The organism is Marinobacter salinus (assembly GCF_001854125.1).
Taxonomy (GTDB): Bacteria; Pseudomonadota; Gammaproteobacteria; order Pseudomonadales; family Oleiphilaceae; genus Marinobacter; species Marinobacter salinus.
This window is the reverse complement of record NZ_CP017715.1, coordinates 2,249,696-2,266,709: the sequence shown is the minus strand read 5'-3', so window position 1 is coordinate 2,266,709 and position 17,014 is coordinate 2,249,696. Positions and strand designations below refer to the sequence as shown.

15 protein-coding genes are annotated in these 17,014 nt (G+C 56.3%); 10 read left to right on the top strand and 5 right to left on the bottom strand.

The window, feature by feature from the left end; all coding sequences use genetic code 11:
- Positions 1-9: 9 nt before the first annotated feature.
- The 3 genes from prfB to ung all read left to right on the top strand — a co-directional run bounded on the left by prfB (position 10) and on the right by ung (position 3,434).
- Positions 10-1,105, top strand: a protein-coding gene (gene prfB, locus BKP64_RS10365; protein WP_099092552.1) for a peptide chain release factor 2 whose coding sequence is annotated in 2 segments (ribosomal slippage) — positions 10-81 and positions 83-1,105 — 1,095 coding nt in all. Because the reading frame shifts where the segments join, the coding sequence is not laid out codon by codon here.
- A 52-nt stretch (positions 1,106-1,157) separates the two neighbouring features.
- The gene (gene lysS / locus BKP64_RS10360) at positions 1,158-2,699 is read left to right on the top strand and encodes a lysine--tRNA ligase (protein ID WP_070969441.1); all 1,542 of its coding nucleotides are present in this window, start codon (positions 1,158-1,160) and stop codon (positions 2,697-2,699) included.
- Positions 2,700-2,702: 3 nt separating this feature from the next.
- Positions 2,703-3,434: a uracil-DNA glycosylase gene (gene ung, locus BKP64_RS10355; RefSeq protein ID WP_070969437.1), complete on the top strand. Its 732-nt coding sequence runs from the start codon at positions 2,703-2,705 to the stop codon at positions 3,432-3,434.
- Positions 3,435-3,437: 3 nt separating this feature from the next.
- Here ung and BKP64_RS10350 read toward each other — a convergent pair whose 3' ends face one another.
- The 5 genes from BKP64_RS10350 to nadB form a co-directional block, all read right to left on the bottom strand.
- Positions 3,438-4,271 (bottom strand): HDOD domain-containing protein, encoded by an 834-nt coding sequence (locus BKP64_RS10350; protein ID WP_070969434.1) that lies wholly within the window; start codon positions 4,269-4,271, stop codon positions 3,438-3,440.
- Positions 4,272-4,387: 116 nt separating this feature from the next.
- Positions 4,388-5,392, bottom strand: a complete 1,005-nt coding sequence (gene ygfZ / locus BKP64_RS10345; protein WP_070969431.1) for a CAF17-like 4Fe-4S cluster assembly/insertion protein YgfZ — start codon at positions 5,390-5,392, stop codon at positions 4,388-4,390.
- Positions 5,393-5,413: 21 nt separating this feature from the next.
- Positions 5,414-5,875, bottom strand: coding sequence for a hypothetical protein (locus BKP64_RS10340; protein WP_070969428.1), 462 nt, complete (start codon positions 5,873-5,875; stop codon positions 5,414-5,416).
- Entirely contained in the window at positions 5,859-6,131 is a 273-nt protein-coding gene (locus BKP64_RS10335; protein ID WP_070969426.1) for an FAD assembly factor SdhE, read from the bottom strand. Before BKP64_RS10335 ends, BKP64_RS10340 begins: the two co-directional genes overlap by 17 nt.
- Positions 6,132-6,180: 49 nt before the next feature.
- On the bottom strand, positions 6,181-7,785 hold the full coding sequence (gene nadB, locus BKP64_RS10330; protein ID WP_198402607.1) for an L-aspartate oxidase: 1,605 nt from the start codon (positions 7,783-7,785) through the stop codon (positions 6,181-6,183).
- A 134-nt stretch (positions 7,786-7,919) separates the two neighbouring features.
- Here nadB and rpoE point away from each other — a divergent pair, with 134 nt between their 5' ends.
- The 7 genes from rpoE (at position 7,920) to lepA (ending at position 17,006) form a co-directional block, all read left to right on the top strand.
- Positions 7,920-8,606 (top strand): RNA polymerase sigma factor RpoE, encoded by a 687-nt coding sequence (rpoE, locus tag BKP64_RS10325; RefSeq protein WP_070969421.1) that lies wholly within the window; start codon positions 7,920-7,922, stop codon positions 8,604-8,606.
- A gap of 15 nt (positions 8,607-8,621) precedes the next feature.
- Positions 8,622-9,182, top strand: coding sequence for a sigma-E factor negative regulatory protein (locus tag BKP64_RS10320; RefSeq protein WP_070969418.1), 561 nt, complete (start codon positions 8,622-8,624; stop codon positions 9,180-9,182).
- 18 nt (positions 9,183-9,200) lie between these two features.
- Positions 9,201-10,226 (top strand): MucB/RseB C-terminal domain-containing protein, encoded by a 1,026-nt coding sequence (locus BKP64_RS10315; protein WP_227515366.1) that lies wholly within the window; start codon positions 9,201-9,203, stop codon positions 10,224-10,226.
- Positions 10,223-10,672 (top strand): SoxR reducing system RseC family protein, encoded by a 450-nt coding sequence (locus BKP64_RS10310; protein ID WP_070969413.1) that lies wholly within the window; start codon positions 10,223-10,225, stop codon positions 10,670-10,672. Before BKP64_RS10315 ends, BKP64_RS10310 begins: the two co-directional genes overlap by 4 nt.
- 166 nt (positions 10,673-10,838) lie before the next feature.
- Entirely contained in the window at positions 10,839-12,239 is a 1,401-nt protein-coding gene (locus BKP64_RS10305) for a DegQ family serine endoprotease (protein WP_227515582.1), read from the top strand.
- Between the two features lie 133 nt (positions 12,240-12,372).
- Complete coding sequence (locus BKP64_RS10300) at positions 12,373-15,099, top strand: bifunctional diguanylate cyclase/phosphodiesterase (RefSeq protein ID WP_070969408.1); 2,727 nt, start codon at positions 12,373-12,375, stop codon at positions 15,097-15,099.
- A gap of 104 nt (positions 15,100-15,203) precedes the next feature.
- The gene (lepA, locus tag BKP64_RS10295; RefSeq protein ID WP_070973645.1) at positions 15,204-17,006 is read left to right on the top strand and encodes a translation elongation factor 4; all 1,803 of its coding nucleotides are present in this window, start codon (positions 15,204-15,206) and stop codon (positions 17,004-17,006) included.
- Positions 17,007-17,014 lie beyond the last annotated feature (8 nt).

Sequence of the window (17,014 nt, the reverse complement as noted above, 5' to 3'; positions counted from 1 at the left end):
AAGGGTTTCATGGAAATTAATCCCATTGTGACGAAGATTAAAGAGCTTCGTGAGCGCACTGAAGCGCTCAGGGGGTATCTTTGACTACGATCAGCGGAGCGAACGACTGGTCGAAGTAGAGCGGGAGCTGGAATTACCCACCGTTTGGGACGATCCCGAACGTGCGCAGGCGCTGGGTAAAGAGCGCTCCGATCTCGAGTTGATTGTTAAAACCATCGACAACCTCACCACCGGACTGGCGGACTCGGAGAGTTTGCTGGAGATGGCTGCCGAGGAGGAGGACGAAGGTACGGTCGCCGAGATTGAGTCTGACCTTGAAGGTCTGGACAAAGAGCTAGAAAAGCTTGAGTTCCGCCGTATGTTCTCGGGTGAGATGGATGCCAACAATGCTTACCTGGACATCCAGGCCGGTTCCGGTGGCACCGAAGCCCAGGACTGGGCCAACATGCTGCTTCGCATGTACCTGCGCTGGGCGGAGCGTCGCGGCTTCAAGGCCGAGATTGTAGAGCTTCAGGAAGGTGATGTTGCGGGCATCAAGAGCGCCACCATTCATATCCAGGGTGACTATGCCTACGGTTGGTTGCGCACCGAAACCGGAGTTCACCGTCTGGTACGAAAGTCGCCGTTCGATTCCGGCAATCGTCGCCACACCTCCTTTTCCTCCGTATTTGTCTCTCCGGAGGTGGATGACAGTTTTGAAATTGAGATCAACCCGTCGGATCTTCGGGTCGATGTATACCGTGCCTCCGGTGCCGGTGGTCAGCACGTAAACCGGACAGAATCGGCGGTTCGTCTGACTCACAATCCGACGGGCATCGTGGTCGCCTGTCAGGCCGGCCGAAGCCAGCATCAGAACAAAGACCAGGCAATGAAGCAGTTGAAGGCCAAGCTCTTTGAGCGCGAGATGCAGGAGCGCAATGCAGAGAAGCAGAAGGCCGAAGACGCCAAGGCCGACATCGGCTGGGGTAGCCAGATTCGTTCGTATGTGCTTGATGATAGTCGAATCAAAGACTTGCGGACCAAGGTTGAAACCAGCAATACCCAAACGGTGCTCGATGGTGATATCGACAAGTTCATCGAAGCCAGCCTGAAGATGGCGCTGTAACCCACGCCATCAACCGTAAACCCGGATAATTCCCGATCTTTAGTGAGCCAACATGACTGAGCAACCCCACAGCGCTACCCAGCACGAGGATAACAAGCTGATTGCAGAGCGCCGCGCCAAGCTGGCCGAGCTTCGCACGGAAGGCAATCCGTTCCCCAATGACTTTCGACGCGACAGCACCGCTGCTGAACTGCAGGAAAAACACGGTGACAAGAGCAAGGAAGAGCTGGAGAAGCTGGACATCAAGGTGGCCATTGCCGGTCGCATGATGCTGGACCGTAAGGCGTTTAAGGTCGTTCAGGATATGACCGCGCGAATCCAGATATACGCCACCAAGCACGTGCAGAAAGATACCAAACACTGGGATCTGGGTGACATCGTTGGTGTTCGTGGCACTCTGATGAAGTCCGGTAAGGGCGATCTGTATGTCACCATGGACGAGTATGTACTGCTGACAAAGTCGCTGCGTCCGTTGCCAGAGAAGCACAAGGGGCTGACTGACATGGAGGCCCGCTACCGTCACCGTTACGTCGATTTGATGGTGAATGAGGAAACCCGCAAGGTATTCCTGGCTCGAACCCGTCTGATAAACAGTATGCGAAGCTACTTCAATGCCCGTGGTTTCATGGAAGTGGAAACGCCAATGCTGCAAGTGATCCCGGGTGGGGCGACGGCGCGTCCGTTCTCGACACATCACAATGCGCTCGGCATCGACATGTATCTTCGGATTGCGCCTGAGCTGTTCCTGAAGCGTCTCGTGGTTGGTGGTTTTGAGCGGGTGTTCGAGATCAATCGCAACTTCCGCAATGAAGGCCTTTCTACGCGGCACAATCCTGAATTCACCATGGTGGAGTTCTACCAGGCGTATGCCGATTATAACGACCTGATGGATCTGACCGAGGACATGCTGCGCCAGATTACCCGGGAAGTTCTTGATACCACGATCGTGGTCAACACCCGTGAGCTGGCAAATGGCGACGTGGAAACCATCGAATACGACTTCGGTAAGCCTTTCAGGCGGATGACGGTGGTTGAAGCTATCCTCGAGCATAACCCGGATATCCAGGCGGGCCAGCTTGGCGATGAAGCCAGCGCACGCCGGGTGGCCAACAATCTGGGCATTCAGCTTAAAGACACGTGGGGGCTAGGCAAGGTTCAGATTGAAATCTTTGAGGCCACGGCAGAGCACCTGCTGATTCAGCCGACCTTTATAACCGACTACCCCAAAGAAGTGTCCCCGCTGGCTCGCTGCAAGGACAATGATCCGTTCGTGACCGAGCGTTTTGAATTCTTCGTCGGTGGTCGTGAGCTTGCCAACGGGTTCTCGGAGCTGAATGATGCTGAGGATCAGGCTGAGCGCTTCCGTGCCCAGGTGGCGGAAAAGGACGCGGGTGATGACGAAGCCATGTTCTATGATGAGGACTATGTCATGGCGCTTGAGTACGGGTTGCCGCCAACAGCTGGGGAAGGTATCGGTATCGATCGCCTGGCTATGTTGTTGACCAACTCGCCGTCTATTCGTGATGTGATTCTGTTCCCGCACATGCGTCCGGAGCACAAAATCGAGCACCACGCCGACAACGGTGGGCAGTAAACCATGCACCCGGTTGAGGGACTGGCAAGCCAGCTCAGGTCTGACCGGGGCTGGTCCAAACACCTTTCAAATGAATTTCGCCAGCCATACATGCGCGAGCTGGCGGAGTTTCTTGCTTCAGAGGAACAGGCCGGGAAGGTGCTGTTTCCCGCCCGTCAACATTGCTTCAATGCCCTGAACAGCACGCCGCTGGACAAGGTATCTGTGGTTATTCTGGGGCAGGATCCTTATCACGGCCCCGGCCAGGCTCACGGTCTGTGCTTCTCGGTGCGCCCGGAGGTGACTCTCCCGCCATCTCTGGTGAACATCTTCAAAGAGATTCAGAGTGACCTGGGGATTGATCCCCCTGATCACGGTTGTCTTCAACCCTGGGCGGAGCAAGGTGTATTGCTGCTCAACAGCGTGCTTACGGTCGTGCAGGGTCAGGCGGGCGCCCATCAGGGAAAAGGTTGGGAAACCTTCACGGACAAGGTGATAGAAACCATCAACCGTGAGCGGGACGGCGTGGTTTTTCTGCTCTGGGGCAGTTATGCAAAGAAGAAAGGGCAACACATCGATCGTAACCGGCACCTTGTGCTTGATGGCCCTCATCCGTCGCCCCTGAGCGCCTACCGGGGATTCTTTGGCTGCCAGCACTTCTCCCGGGCCAACGACTGGTTACAGCAAAAAGGGCAGCAACCCGTTAACTGGGCGCTGCCCTCCAAAGCCGAGCTGATCGCCCGGTACCGGAAGTAGGTTTTACTGCAGAAGCGCCATGGCGGCTTCCATCTGCGCGTTCAGGTCCTCTTCCTGGCTCATGTCAATGTTCGGATCAAGTCCCAGGCGGGTGAAGGCAGAGATGGTGTTCCAGTCCATTTCGGTCCATGGGTGCTCAGTGCCGGCGACCAGCTGGAGGTTGGCCACCAACACAAGATCCGCATAATCTGCAGAAGGTACTTCACGATGGAAGTTGGCATACTCCAGAGGTACGTTTTGAAGCTCTTTCGGAAAATCCCACTTCTTGAGGATGGTCGCACCCAGGCGCGGGTGCAGTTCATCAATCACGTTATCGAGCATGATACTGCTGATCTGGATGTCCTGATCTTCAACGTAACGCAAAATGGGCAAAACGCCGATAAGGTGCACCAGGCCCGCCAGCGTCGCCTGGTCTGGCTTCAGTTTAGTGTAATGCTGGGCCAGGACATGGCATACGCCGGCGACTTCGGTGCTGGTCTGCCAGGTGGCACGCAGGCGTTTATCGACCATGTCTGAAGTTGCCTGGAACATCTGTTCCATGGCCAGGCCCATGGCCAGGTTGCTGGTGTAGGCCATGCCCAACCGGCTAACGGCCATGTTCAGGTTTTCGATCGCTCGGCTGCCGCGGAACAGGGGGCTGTTGCAGACCCGGATAATACGCGCCGAAAGAGCGGTGTCGTTGCTTATTACCTTGACCAGATCTGCAATGGCTGAGTCCTCGGATTCTGCGATTTCACGAACCTGGAGAGCGACTTCCGGGAGCGTCGGCAGAACCAGTTTGTCATTCTCAATGGCGGCAATCAGATCGGTCTTGATGGTTTCGACAATATTCGACATGGTTATTAATGGTCCGCTTGTCAGAGTTGGATGCTGGCTCAATGGAAAGGCCTCCATCCGGAAAATCAAATATGTAGGCTACTTTATAGCAAATTGCGAGGCGTTTGCCTGTCAACTTATGTATCTGTCTGTGGGGTTTTTTCCCTTTCCGGCACAGGGTAGGGAAGAGGCTGTTGGCTGAGGGGCTCTTCCGTACTGCCCTCGATCGTGAGGGTGGCTTGCGCTGCGTCGTGTCGGATGACTGCCAGCAGTTCACAGGCACCATCCTGAAACTGGATCGAGTTAACTACCGTGCCAACGGAACGATCACCCGCAAGAATGCTGGCGCCGGGGGCCGGAGGGTGACCTGCGTGTTCGAGGCGGAGCCGAAAGAGGCTCTTTTTTAGCTGGCCGAGGAAGTGCATCCTGGCAATAACCTCCTGGCCGGTATAGCACCCTTTCTTAAAGTGCAGGCCGCCGACATGTTGCCAGTTCAGCATCTGCGGAACGAACGCTTCGCGGGTGGCTTCGGTCAGGGACGCGACGCCGGCAGCGATTTCCGCCGCATGCCAGTCAGCCAAAGAAACCTGGTTAATTCCGTCAAGCCGGAGTTCTGCTCCTCCTGTTTGCCAGAATTCGAAACGTAACAGGCCTTCTGCCGTAGGCTCGACGCAGATCAGAAAACCGTCCGCAAGCTTCTGTGTATCCCCCGGTTTTTCCAGTCCCGAAAGAGGCTGCCCGGCGAGGGCTTCTGCGGGACGGCTGCCGAGCAGGCCGAACACCCGAGCATCTGTGAGAGTCTTGGCGGATGTTCCCCGGAACAGCATGAGAAATTTCCGGAGATGGTTGAGTACTGATTCCGCTAGCTCCGAGTCCAGGTCCATCAGAATATCGTCGCCGTCCCGGACCATGCGGGTCAGACAATAAGCACGGCCTTTTGGGGTAGCGGCTGCAGCACGGGGAGAGTAACCGGTAACGACTTCCTCAAGGTGCTGGCTAAACTGTCCCTGCAAGAATTTATCGGTGCCGGGACCGCTGATGCGAACAAGGGTACGATTGGTCAGCGCTGCCCAGGCGCTATCAGGTAAAGGGCTGTGGGCGAGTTTGCTGGCGGCTGAAACAGGTTTGTCCGTGTCAGTCATTGAACACTCCAGGTCATGGCATCACGCAGATGTCGGCTGAGAATTGCCCAGTCGGAGCCAGACCCTCAGTCGACGAAATTCAGCTTCGGGTACATTGCCGTGGGTGCCGTTAGCGTCGGCCAGAAGAATTGTCGAATAAGTTCTTACTCTGGTGCCGACCGGGCAAAGTTTCAAGAGGGTCAGGCGCGAGCCAATTCGGCTGGCAGGGCTGACTGAAACAGGGATAAGTCGCCCGTCCGAAAGTTCCGCATACAGTTGCTCATCGTCCAGTCGCAGTGCGCCAACAGCGAACTTGCCCTGGAGCATGCCGCTGCTCCTGTATTGGCCCAGGGCTCCGGTAAGTGCAATGGGAATGCCGGCAGACAGCCAGATTTTCCCGGTTGCTGCTATGACTGCAAAGCTCAGCAGTACCAGCCACGGAACTGCGGCCAGTACCCCAACAGTAACGGAACGGGAAAGGTTCAGCTCAATCCGGCTGGACACGATTAACAATCATGTCGACGATTCGCTGCAGATCCGGATCCTCCGGACGGCTGCGCTGCATGAACCACTCGAACATGTCAGTGTCTTCGCAGGTGAGCAGTTTCTCGTAGCGGGCCTGGTCCTCGGCGGACAGACCCCGGTACACCTGTTCGATGAACGGGATCAGAAGAACATCAAGCTCAAGCATACCCCGACGGCTGTGCCACCAGAGACGGTTGAACTCTGGGTTATCGGAAGTGGCAGAAGATTCGGACATAGTGGATTCCGTTAGCTTGGTGTGAGTATGTGTTTATTCCGGAGTGAAGTCACGGCGCCAGCGTGCGATAGGTGGTCGGAACCAGCACGGTGTCTTTGGGCTCGCTGACCAATCCAGGATAGTCCAGAGTATAATGCAGGCCCCGGCTTTCTTTGCGTTGCAATGCGGAACAGATGATCAGGTCTGACACAGTCACCAGGTTCCTCAACTCCAGCAGATCGTTTGAAACTCTATAGTTGCTGTAGAACTCGCCAATTTCCTGGGACAGCAGATCGACCCGGTGCTTGGCGCGCTGTAACCGTTTTGTTGTGCGAACGATACCAACATAGTCCCACATGAAATGACGGAGTTCGTCCCAGTTGTGGGAGATGACAACATCTTCGTCAGAATCCCGAACCTGGCTTTCGTCCCAGGCAGGTGCTTCCGGCGGCGGCGGAATGTCTGCCTCCCTGCGGGCAATGTCCTGGGCCGCTGAGCGGCCATAAACCAGGCACTCCAGAAGGGAGTTGCTGGCCATGCGATTGGCACCGTGAAGGCCGGTGAAGCCGGCTTCACCCACCACATAAAGCCCGTTTATGTCCGTGCGGGCGCGTTCATCACTGATAATGCCCCCGCAAGTATAGTGGGCCGCAGGTACTACGGGAATGGGTTCACGGGTGATGTCGATGCCGAATTCAAGGCACTTCTCGTAAATCGTCGGGAAGTGATGCCGGATAAAGTCAGCTGGTTTGTGGCTGATATCAAGATAAACGTGATCTGCACCCAGCCGCTTCATTTCGTGGTCAATGGCCCGGGCGACAATGTCCCGTGGCGCAAGTTCGGCCCGGTCATCGAAGCGGTCCATGAAACGGCTGCCATCAGGCAGTTTCAGCAGGCCGCCTTCGCCGCGCACGGCTTCCGTGATCAGAAAGGACTTCGCGTGCGGGTGATACAGGCACGTCGGATGAAACTGGTTGAATTCCATGTTCGCAACCCGGCAGCCTGCCCGCCACGCCATGGCAATTCCGTCTCCGGAGGCTCCGTCCGGATTGGTGGTGTAACGGTAGGCTTTGGATGCGCCTCCTGCGGCAATCACCGTGAATCGTGCCCGGAAGAGTTCCACATGGTTGTCTTCAAGGTTCAGTATATAGGCGCCGACGCAGCGATTCCCGGGTAGGGAAAGCTTGCGGTTGGTGATCAGGTCCACTGCAACCCGTTTGGTCATAAGCTGGATGTTGGGCCGCGCCTGAGCCTGCTCGGCCAGGGTAGTGGATACCGCATGACCGGTGGCGTCGGCGGCATGGATTATCCGGCGATGACTGTGGCCGCCTTCCCGCGTAAGGTGATAGTGGGCATTTTCGTCCTTGGTGAAATCGACGCCGGAATTGATCAGCCAGTTGATGCTTTCCTTGCCATGCTCCACCGTAAATCGAACGGCGTCTTCATGACACAGTCCCGCACCTGCTGCGAGGGTGTCCTGAATGTGATCCTGAACTGAATCCTGATCATCCAGAACCGCCGCTATGCCACCCTGAGCCCAGAGTGTGGCGCCACTGGAAATGGCAGCTTTGCTGAGGACGCATACCTGAAGGTGCTGCGGCAGATTGAGTGCAACGGTAAGACCGGCAGCACCACTGCCGATGACAAGAACATCGAATTCATAGGACTGTGGCATTGGGTCGGTATCGCAGGCCATAATGGAGATGTCTATTGAACTAAACTTTACGCTTGCTGTCTATTTGGCCTGACAGGAAACGCCGCTTTTCAGGCGGCGCTATCCCTTCATTCAACGGACGCCGGACAGCAAAGATGACGCAGAGTAATCTCGCACAGGCCGCGCAGTTGGCCAACAAGACAGGGAAAGCCGGCACGCCGTCCATGACTCCTGATAAAGATCAGCTACAGGTTGAACATTCTGACAGTCAGACCGATTTGCAGCTTGTGCGCAAGGTGCGGAACGGAGACCGTTCTGCGTTTGATCTTCTGGTGGTCAAGTACCAATCGAGGGTAGCGTCAATCATAAGCCGGTATGTGTACGACAGTCAGGAAGTGATGGATCTGACTCAGGAAACACTCGTCAAAGCTTTTCGGGCGATCGACCGTTTCCGGGGTGATAGCGCCTTTTACACGTGGCTTTACAGGATAGCGGTTAACACTGCCAAGAACTTTCTTGAGTCTCGTTCGCGACGCCCTCAGGGAAGTGCCGATGTCGCCGAGGCCGAGAATTTTGATGATGGTGGCCGGTTGAGGGATGTCGCTTCACCGGAGCGGTTGATGCAGCGTGAAGAGTTGCAGGAGGCGCTGTCCGAGGCGATCGCGAGGCTCCCAGAGGAGTTGCGTTCGGCTTTTCTGCTCCGGGAGTACGACGGTTTGAGTTATGAAGATATTGCCCGGATTCTGGAATGCCCGATAGGTACCGTACGTTCCCGCATTTTCAGAGCCCGTGATGCCGTTGACCGGCACCTGGGGCCTTTGCTTAATCACTCAGTGACGTAATTGAGGTTACATCCCATGGATGATCGTCTCAGAGAAACGCTTTCAGCAATGATGGACGACGAAGCCGACGAGCTTGCTGTTCGTCGTCTGCTATCCCATGACTCCCAGAATGAGGTCCTCGACCAGTGGCAACGATGGCAACAGGTTCGTGATCTTATGCACAATGGCCGCTCACCTGCGGATGGTGTGGATGTCAGTGCAGCGGTCCGCGAGTCACTGGATGGACGTGCAAGGCTAACCGTTCACCGGGAAGAGGTAGAGGTTAAAGCGGGGGGGCGATGGCAATGGCCGGCGGTGGCCATGATTGCTGTGGCCCTCCTGGTCGGGTTCGGGGCCGGAGCGGGCTGGGAGTCCGTCGATGCTCTTAGTGATGCGCCGGTTGCCGCAGCCGAGCCGGTCGATCAGGCTACGACCAAACCCGTTCGTGAGGTAGCACTGCAGGGGCTTGATAAAGAGCAGTGGGAATACATGAGCCGTTATCTTCTGGAACATGCGCAGCATAACAGCGTTGGTGCCGGTCAGGGATCGGTCGGTTATGCCCGGTTGGTAAGCGCGTCCGGAAGCGGCCAGCAATGACTCTGGGCAGGTGTGCGCATGTTTAGATCGGGCTTTGGCGCGTTACGATGCGGGTTGCCCTTGATGCTGGCGGTGGTTGCACTACTGTTTGTGGTTTCGAAGCCCGCAGTCGCCGCTGATGAGGGTCCGGCTGCCGAATGGCTTGAGCGCCTTGGTCCGGCGCTGAACATGACGTCGTACCGTGGCGTGTTTGTCTACGCTCGGGGAGACAGTGTCCATTCGATGCGCATTGCTCACCGTTTTCATCAAGGCATGATTGAAGAGCGACTGGTTCTCCAGGATGGTGGCACGGGCGAGATTGTCCGGAAGGGGATGAACGTGATCTGTGTGCTTCCGGAGCAGGGTCGCATCAAGCTGGACCAGATTATTCCTTCCGGTCCCTTCGCCGATGCATTTTCTGACAAGTTGGTGTCTCTCGGCCGCCTGTACGACTCCGAGCTCGTGGGCGAAGACCGCGTTGCCGGGTATGAGGCAGTGATCATTGCGCTTACCGCCAGAGACGTCTACCGCTACAGCCACAGACTTTGGCTGGAAAAATCTACGGGCCTGCTGGTCAAAAGTACAGTCGGTGACCCGGGGGGGAAAGTGCTTGAGCACTTTCAGTTCACCAGCCTTGAGATTACCGACGATATCCCCGACAGCGAGTTTGAGATACGCACGGAAGGCCGTGAAGTCGCCCGTAGACTCGACGACTCCGTAGAGCAACAGGTGCCCGGTACGCCTCTCACTGAAGGCTGGAAACTTGGCTGGCATCCGCAGGGTTTTGAGCCTGCCGCAGCGCCGAGGTCTGGTAAGGGGCAGGCAGTTGCCTTTTCCGATGGCGTGGCCGCTTTCTCCGTGTTCGTAGAACCGGAGCGCAAGGTCCGGATGCCGGTTGGAGCGTCCCGAATTGGCGCTACCACCGTGTATACCCGGGAGCTTGATGCCGGCGGGGTGAGGTTCATGGTGACGGTCGTTGGAGAAGTCCCGCCGAAGACAGCCCGTCAGGTGGCTGAATCGGTCCGTGTAAGTGACGCTCTCGCACTGAACTCGGATGACTCATGATTACGGAAACGGGAAAGGTCGTCGCGCTCAAGGGCGATTATGCATGGGTGCAAACCATCCGCAACAGTGCCTGTCAAAGCTGCTCTGCAAGGAGTGGCTGCGGTCAGAAAGTTCTGGCAGCAGCGAGCGGAGGGCGCGCTAATCAGGTGTTCGTTGAGAACACTGTTCAGGCTGATGTCGGTGATGAGGTCACCCTGGGCATTGACGAGCGCGCCTTGCTGGGCGCCTCGTTGATCGTCTATGCCTTGCCGCTCATTCTCATGGTTGGTGCCAGCATCGCGGGGCATCGTCTGTCGGGTGGGCAGGATGTGTGGGCGATGGCCGGTGCGCTGGCGGGGCTCGTTTTGGGTTTCCTTTCAAGTCGCACCCTTCAGGGACGGGGGCGCAAGCGTTATGAGCCGCAACTGCTCAGGGTGAATCGGATCCCCTCTGGTACCTGTCAATAAAAACTACTGTAACCCTACCGTTTTGTAAGTTGAAAATCCGCCTGCCGATCTCAACACTAGATGGGCGTACACGAAAAACGAGGGATTCAACATGCCGAGTACAATGATTGAAGATGCCCAGCATTCGCCTGCTTTCCAAATACGGAGAGCATTGGGCGCTCTGTTGATGCTGTCCGTCATGATGACGGTTTTTTGGAGCGAGGGCGCTTCGGCCCGCAGTCTGCCTGACTTCACCGAGCTGGTTGAAGAAAATTCCAGTGCGGTGGTCAATATCAGTACGACGACTGCACCCACAGGTGGCGGTGCCGGCATTCAAGGTCTGCCCTTTAATGAGCGACAGCTCGAGCAGCTTCCCGAATTTTTCCAGGATTTCTTCCGCGGTCAACAGTCTCCATTCGGCGGCCCGGGCAACGCTCAGCCTCGCCGCTCCATGGGCTCGGGTTTTATCGTATCCTCCGATGGCTATGTCCTTACCAACAATCATGTCGTGGAGGGCGCTGACGAGATCATTGTGCGTTTGAACGACCGCAGGGAGCTTCCGGCCAGGTTGGTTGGTACCGATCCCCGGTCTGATATGGCGGTATTGAAGATCGACGATGGGGACGACTTGCCAGTTGTCAAAATTGGTCGTTCCCGTGACCTGAAAGTGGGTGAGTGGGTGTTTGCTATTGGTTCTCCGTTTGGTTTCGACTATACGGTGACGGCAGGTATCGTGAGCGCCCTTGGCCGGTCCCTGCCCTCGGAAAACTATGTGCCGTTCATTCAGACCGATGTGGCCATTAATCCGGGTAATTCCGGCGGTCCACTGTTCAATCTGGATGGGGACGTGGTTGGGATAAACTCCCAGATTTATACGCGTTCCGGCGGGTTCATGGGAGTATCGTTTGCGATTCCGATTGACGATGCCATGAGCGTTTTCCGTCAGCTCCGCGATAAAGGCACAGTTTCCCGTGGCTGGCTCGGCGTGCTGATTCAGGAAGTCAATCGCGACCTCGCCGAGTCCTTCGGCCTCAAGCGCCCCCGTGGTGCACTTGTAGCTGAAGTGATGGAAGGCTCGCCGGCGGAAGCCGCTGGTCTGCAGTCCGGTGACATAGTGCTTGAATACGACGGCGAGGATGTTCAGCTCTCTTCTGACTTGCCTCCGATGGTTGGTCGCACCCCGATCGGAGAAACCGCTCGCCTTACGATTCTTCGTGGTGGTGAGGAAATGACAATCGGTGTTGAAATCGGTCAGCTTCCTGAGCAGGGTGGTGTTCAGCAATCGGCCCCGTCGAGCAATAACGGCGGCACATCTGCAGCGCCTCTGGGCCTGACGGTCAAGTCGTTGCCCGCGGAACTTGCAGAATCTTTGGGTGTTGAGGGAGGCGTCGTCGTCGCTGATGTTGCCCGCGGCCCGGCTCTCGACGCAGGGATTCGTCCCCGAGACGTTATTACCGAGATCAATCGGGAGAAGGTCGCGTCCGTAGATGATTTCAGGGACGTCGTTGCCTCCTTGCCGGATGATCGTGCGGTCTCGGTAAGAGTGGTCAGGCAGGGGCGCGCGATCTACCTGGTGATGAAGCCCTGAACGGCTTGGGTACTGAATAAACCAACACTCTGAAGCCCCCGGTTGTGTCAAAAACGACACGTCCGGGGGCTTTTGTTATACTCGTCTGAATTTATAAAAAATCATGGCCATGGAACGGACCGGATCAGACGCGATGATGAACACGAAGGACCTCCCTCTCCGAAGACTGCTGGAATTCCGGCATGCCTGGGTTGCCTGGCTGGTTTTTGCCGTGGCCATCGGTGTCACTGTGGTGCTCTGGCAGTTTTCTATTCGCCTCGTTGAGGATCGCACCGAAGCCCGTTTTCGAACCCAGTCCCTTCAACTCAAATCGGCTATCGAAGAGCGTCTTTTAAACTATGAGCAGGTACTGGCAGGCAGTGCTGGCCTGTTTTCAGTTTCTGACGGTGTTTCCCGGGGCCAGTGGCGGGAGTACATCGAGAAGGTCGATATCAACCGTTACTATCCGGGAATACAGGGTATTGGCTATGTGAAGCGCATCGGTGTAAGGCAGATGGCGGAGCACATAGCTTCAGTTCGTGCTGAAGGTGTCCACCACTACCTGGTCAGTCCCCTGGGGGCGGGGCCTTATTACTATCCGATGGTTTATCTGGAGCCGGGTACAGAAAGGAATCGCAGGGCTCTCGGGTATGATGCATTCAGTGATCCGGTTCACCGCCGTGCGATGGAAAGGGCGCGGGATGATGCTGTGCCGACAGTAACCGGAAAGGTTGTACTGGTGCAGGAAGAGCTGGGGGAAGATCAGGCCAGTTTCCTGATGTACTTTCCGATATACCAGGGAGGGGATGTCCCGGAAATCCGGGCTGAGCGCAGGATGATGCTGGCAGGATACGTCTTCAGCGCTTTCCGCATGAACAACCTCATTGATGGCATTGTCGGGCTGATATCGCCGTTCCTTGATGTTCGCATCTATGATAATGGCGTGGTGGACAGGGACAACGTCATGTATGGCTCCAACCTCGGTTCGCTGGACAACGAGTTCAATTTCGAGATGAGCCAGACTGTTGCGGCCGGTGGGCGTGACTGGCTGTTGCAAACCCGCTCGACGCCCGCTTTTGACTACCTGGCATCGGATCCCCGGCCGCCCATTGTGCTGAGCAGTGGTATTGCGATCAGTCTGCTGCTTTTCCTGTTTGTGCTGGCGCTCATCCGCTCTCGGTTGATGGCGCAGATCAGTGCCGGGCGTTACCGTGCAATCACCGAGGGCGCCGCGAGTGTAACGCTGGTTATGAACAGCTCAGGTCGGGCAACCTACGCCAGCCCTTCCTGCTTCGACATCCTCGGTTTTGATCCGGAAAAAGTGCGTTTGCTGGAGCTTGAAAAACTTGTGCATGGTGATGACTGGCCTCAGTTGAAGCAGGGGTTCGAGGATGCGGTAAATGCCCCGGGAAAACAGATGCCGGTGATACTGGCACGGATTCGCGATGCCGGTGGCCAGTGGCGGGATATGGAAGGCACATTTACGGCCATGTTGTCTGTGCCCGGTGTGAACGGTGTTGTTCTCAGTCTCCGGGATCTGACCCAGCTTAAAGCGGCACAGTCGGAACTGCATCGTCTGGCGTTTTACGATCCGCTTACCGGTCTGGCAAATCGTCAGCTGTTTCGTGATCGCCTTGAGCACGTGGTGCGCCGCAGCCGTCGAAGTGGAGAGCCGGCAGCACTGATGTTTCTCGATCTTGATGGCTTCAAACGAATAAACGACACCCTTGGGCACGATGCCGGCGATGAGTTGCTTTGTCAGGTTGCCCAATGGCTGGAGGGGTGTGTCCGGGAAGAGGATTCGGTGGCCCGCCTCGGCGGAGACGAGTTTGTTGTTCTTTTGTCCCGCATCAGCGGGCCGGACGCTGCAGGCAAGGTGGCGGATAGCATTCTGCGCCGCCTGTGTCAGCGGATTCGCCTCAATGATCACGAAGTCGGAATCACGGTCAGCATTGGTATTACCATGATTCCGAGCGATAGCGAAGATTCCGGCACACTGATGAAGTACGCGGATCTGGCCATGTACCGGGCCAAGGAAATGGGGCGTAATACCCGCCAGTTTTTTACCCCGGCGATGAATATCAAGGCAGCTCGTCGACTTTTGCAGCAGGAAGAGCTTGCTACGGCGCTTGATGGCGACCGTTTTGCGTTGCACTACCAGCCAAAAGTGGACCTGATCAGTGATCGGGTCGTTGGTGTTGAGGCCTTCCTTCGCTGGCATCATCCGGAAAAGGGGCTGGTCTCGGCCCAGCAGTTTATTGGGCTGGCAGAAGAGACAGGGCTTATTGTGCGCCTGGGTGAAATGGCATTGCGCCAGGCCTGTATCCAGGTTCAGGCGTTGGAGCGCGCCGGCTTTGAATCCCTGAAGATGGCCGTTAACCTGTCGGTGCGCCAGCTTACCGATTCCGGTTTCCTGGATATGGTCCGCCAGGTAATTACCGAGACGGGCGTGTCTCCCGAGCGCCTGGAACTGGAAATGCCGGCAGAGCTTCTGAACGAAGACCCGAGGATGCTTCGGGAGCTGCTGGTGGCGCTACATGATCTCGGCGTGTGTCTGATTCTTGATGATTTTGGCACTGGGTCGTGCTCACTGGTGGCGCTGCAGCAGCTGCCACTGGACGTGGTCAAGATCGATCATCGGTTTATCCGGGATATTCCATACAACGTCAGTGCGACCGACGTAGCGTCGGCTGTCATTGCACTTGCCCGCAAGTTGCACCTTACCGTGGTGGCGGAAGGGGTGGAGACGCCTCAGCAGCTGAGCTTCCTGAAATCGGCCGGTTGCGCCCAGTGCCAGGGCAATCTGTTCAGTTACCCACTGGACGAAGATGCACTGATCGGATTCCTGATTCGGCAATATGAAAGGCCGCTTATTTCCTGATCATGGCAATGCCGGCCGGTAACCGGTAAAATCACGCCGTTCCCGGATCCCGGTAACGGCCCTTCCGGGCTCAATCCTTCGTATTATATGAGTATTCATTGTCTGTGACTGAACTGAGCCGAATTCGTAACTTCTCCATTATCGCCCACATTGACCATGGTAAATCCACGCTGGCTGATCGTTTTATCCAGATTTGCGGTGGCCTGACTGACCGGGAAATGGCCGAGCAGGTCCTGGACTCCATGGATCTGGAGCGCGAGCGGGGTATCACGATCAAGGCCCAGAGTGTCACTCTCAATTACCAGGCCCGTGATGGTCAGGAATATAAGCTTAACTTCATCGACACGCCCGGCCATGTGGATTTCTCCTACGAGGTATCCCGTTCTCTCTATGCCTGTGAAGGGGCATTGCTGGTTGTAGATGCGGGGCAGGGTGTCGAAGCCCAGTCGGTTGCCAATTGTTACACCGCCATTGAGCAGGGGCTGGAAGTGGTTCCGGTCCTCAACAAGATGGACCTGCCGCAGGCGGAACCGGAGCGAGTTGCCGCGGAAATCGAGGACATTATCGGTATTGAGGCCGCGGATGCTGTTCGCTGTAGCGCCAAGAGTGGTGTTGGCGTCGAGGACGTGCTGGAGGACCTCATTCAGAAAATCCCCCCGCCCAAGGGTGATCGTGATGCCCCGCTGCAAGCACTGATTATTGATTCCTGGTTTGATAACTATCTGGGCGTTGTATCTCTGGTCCGGGTAACCGAGGGCACACTGAAGAAAGGTAACAGAATTGTTATCAAATCCACCAAGAAAGCATGGAATGCGGAAAAGGTGGGTATTTTCAACCCCAAACCGAAGGATACCGATATTCTTGAAGCGGGCGATGTCGGGTTTGTTGTTGCCGGTATCAAGGATATCCACGGTGCACCGGTGGGCGATACCATCGTGCATCAGAAGTATGCGGACGAAACACCGATGCTGCCGGGTTTCAAGAAGGTCAAGCCTCAGGTGTACGCAGGCCTGTTTCCGGTCAGTGCCGACGATTACGAAGATTTCCGGGATGCCCTGGAAAAACTGACCCTGAACGATGCCTCCCTGTTTTACGAGCCGGAAAATTCCGACGCGCTTGGTTTTGGCTTTCGTTGTGGCTTCCTCGGCATGCTGCACATGGAGATTATCCAGGAGCGCTTGGAGCGTGAATACGACATTGACCTGATCACCACCGCGCCGACGGTGATCTATGAGGTGGTTACCAAACAGGGTGAGACCCTGTCGGTAGACAACCCGTCACGGCTCCCGGATATTGGGTCCATTGAAGAAATGCGCGAGCCGATCGTGGAGGCAAATATCCTGGTGCCCCAGGAACATCTGGGTAATGTCATTGCCTTGTGTGAAGAAAAGCGTGGCGTCCAGAAGAATATGCACTTCATGTCGACACAGGTTCAGCTCACCTATGAGTTGCCAATGGCGGAAGTGGTCATGGACTTCTTCGATCGCATCAAATCAGCGAGCCGGGGATTTGCGTCGCTCGATTACCACTTTATCCGGTTCCAGCCTGCCAACCTGGTACGTCTGGACGTCCTGATCAACGCTGAGCGCGTTGATGCGCTGGCGCTGATCGTGCATAAGGAACAGGCCCACCGCAAGGGCCGGCAGTTGATCGACAAGATGAAAGAGCTGATACCGAGGCAAATGTTCGACATTGCAATCCAGGCAGCCATCGGTACGCAGGTGGTAGCCCGGGTTACAGTCAAGGCCTTGCGCAAAAATGTAACAGCCAAGTGCTACGGCGGCGACGTCAGCAGGAAGAAGAAGCTGCTCCAGAAGCAGAAAGAGGGTAAGAAGCGTATGAAGCAGCTGGGTAATGTTGAGGTGCCTCAGGAAGCGTTTCTTGCCGTGTTGCAAGTGGATAAATAGAAGGCACC

Excerpts from the sequence above, each read along its gene's own strand:
- lysS (WP_070969441.1), top strand. The coding sequence starts at position 1,158 with ATGACTGAGCAACCCCACAGCGCTACCCAGCACGAGGATAACAAGCTG.
- ung (WP_070969437.1), top strand. The coding sequence starts at position 2,703 with ATGCACCCGGTTGAGGGACTGGCAAGCCAGCTCAGGTCTGACCGGGGC.
- BKP64_RS10350 (WP_070969434.1), bottom strand. The coding sequence starts at position 4,271 with ATGTCGAATATTGTCGAAACCATCAAGACCGATCTGATTGCCGCCATT.
- ygfZ (WP_070969431.1), bottom strand. The coding sequence starts at position 5,392 with ATGACTGACACGGACAAACCTGTTTCAGCCGCCAGCAAACTCGCCCAC.
- BKP64_RS10335 (WP_070969426.1), bottom strand. The coding sequence starts at position 6,131 with ATGTCCGAATCTTCTGCCACTTCCGATAACCCAGAGTTCAACCGTCTC.
- nadB (WP_198402607.1), bottom strand. The coding sequence starts at position 7,785 with ATGCCACAGTCCTATGAATTCGATGTTCTTGTCATCGGCAGTGGTGCT.
- rpoE (WP_070969421.1), top strand. The coding sequence starts at position 7,920 with ATGACGCAGAGTAATCTCGCACAGGCCGCGCAGTTGGCCAACAAGACA.
- BKP64_RS10320 (WP_070969418.1), top strand. The coding sequence starts at position 8,622 with ATGGATGATCGTCTCAGAGAAACGCTTTCAGCAATGATGGACGACGAA.
- BKP64_RS10315 (WP_227515366.1), top strand. The coding sequence starts at position 9,201 with ATGTTTAGATCGGGCTTTGGCGCGTTACGATGCGGGTTGCCCTTGATG.
- BKP64_RS10310 (WP_070969413.1), top strand. The coding sequence starts at position 10,223 with ATGATTACGGAAACGGGAAAGGTCGTCGCGCTCAAGGGCGATTATGCA.
- BKP64_RS10305 (WP_227515582.1), top strand. The coding sequence starts at position 10,839 with ATGCTGTCCGTCATGATGACGGTTTTTTGGAGCGAGGGCGCTTCGGCC.
- BKP64_RS10300 (WP_070969408.1), top strand. The coding sequence starts at position 12,373 with ATGATGAACACGAAGGACCTCCCTCTCCGAAGACTGCTGGAATTCCGG.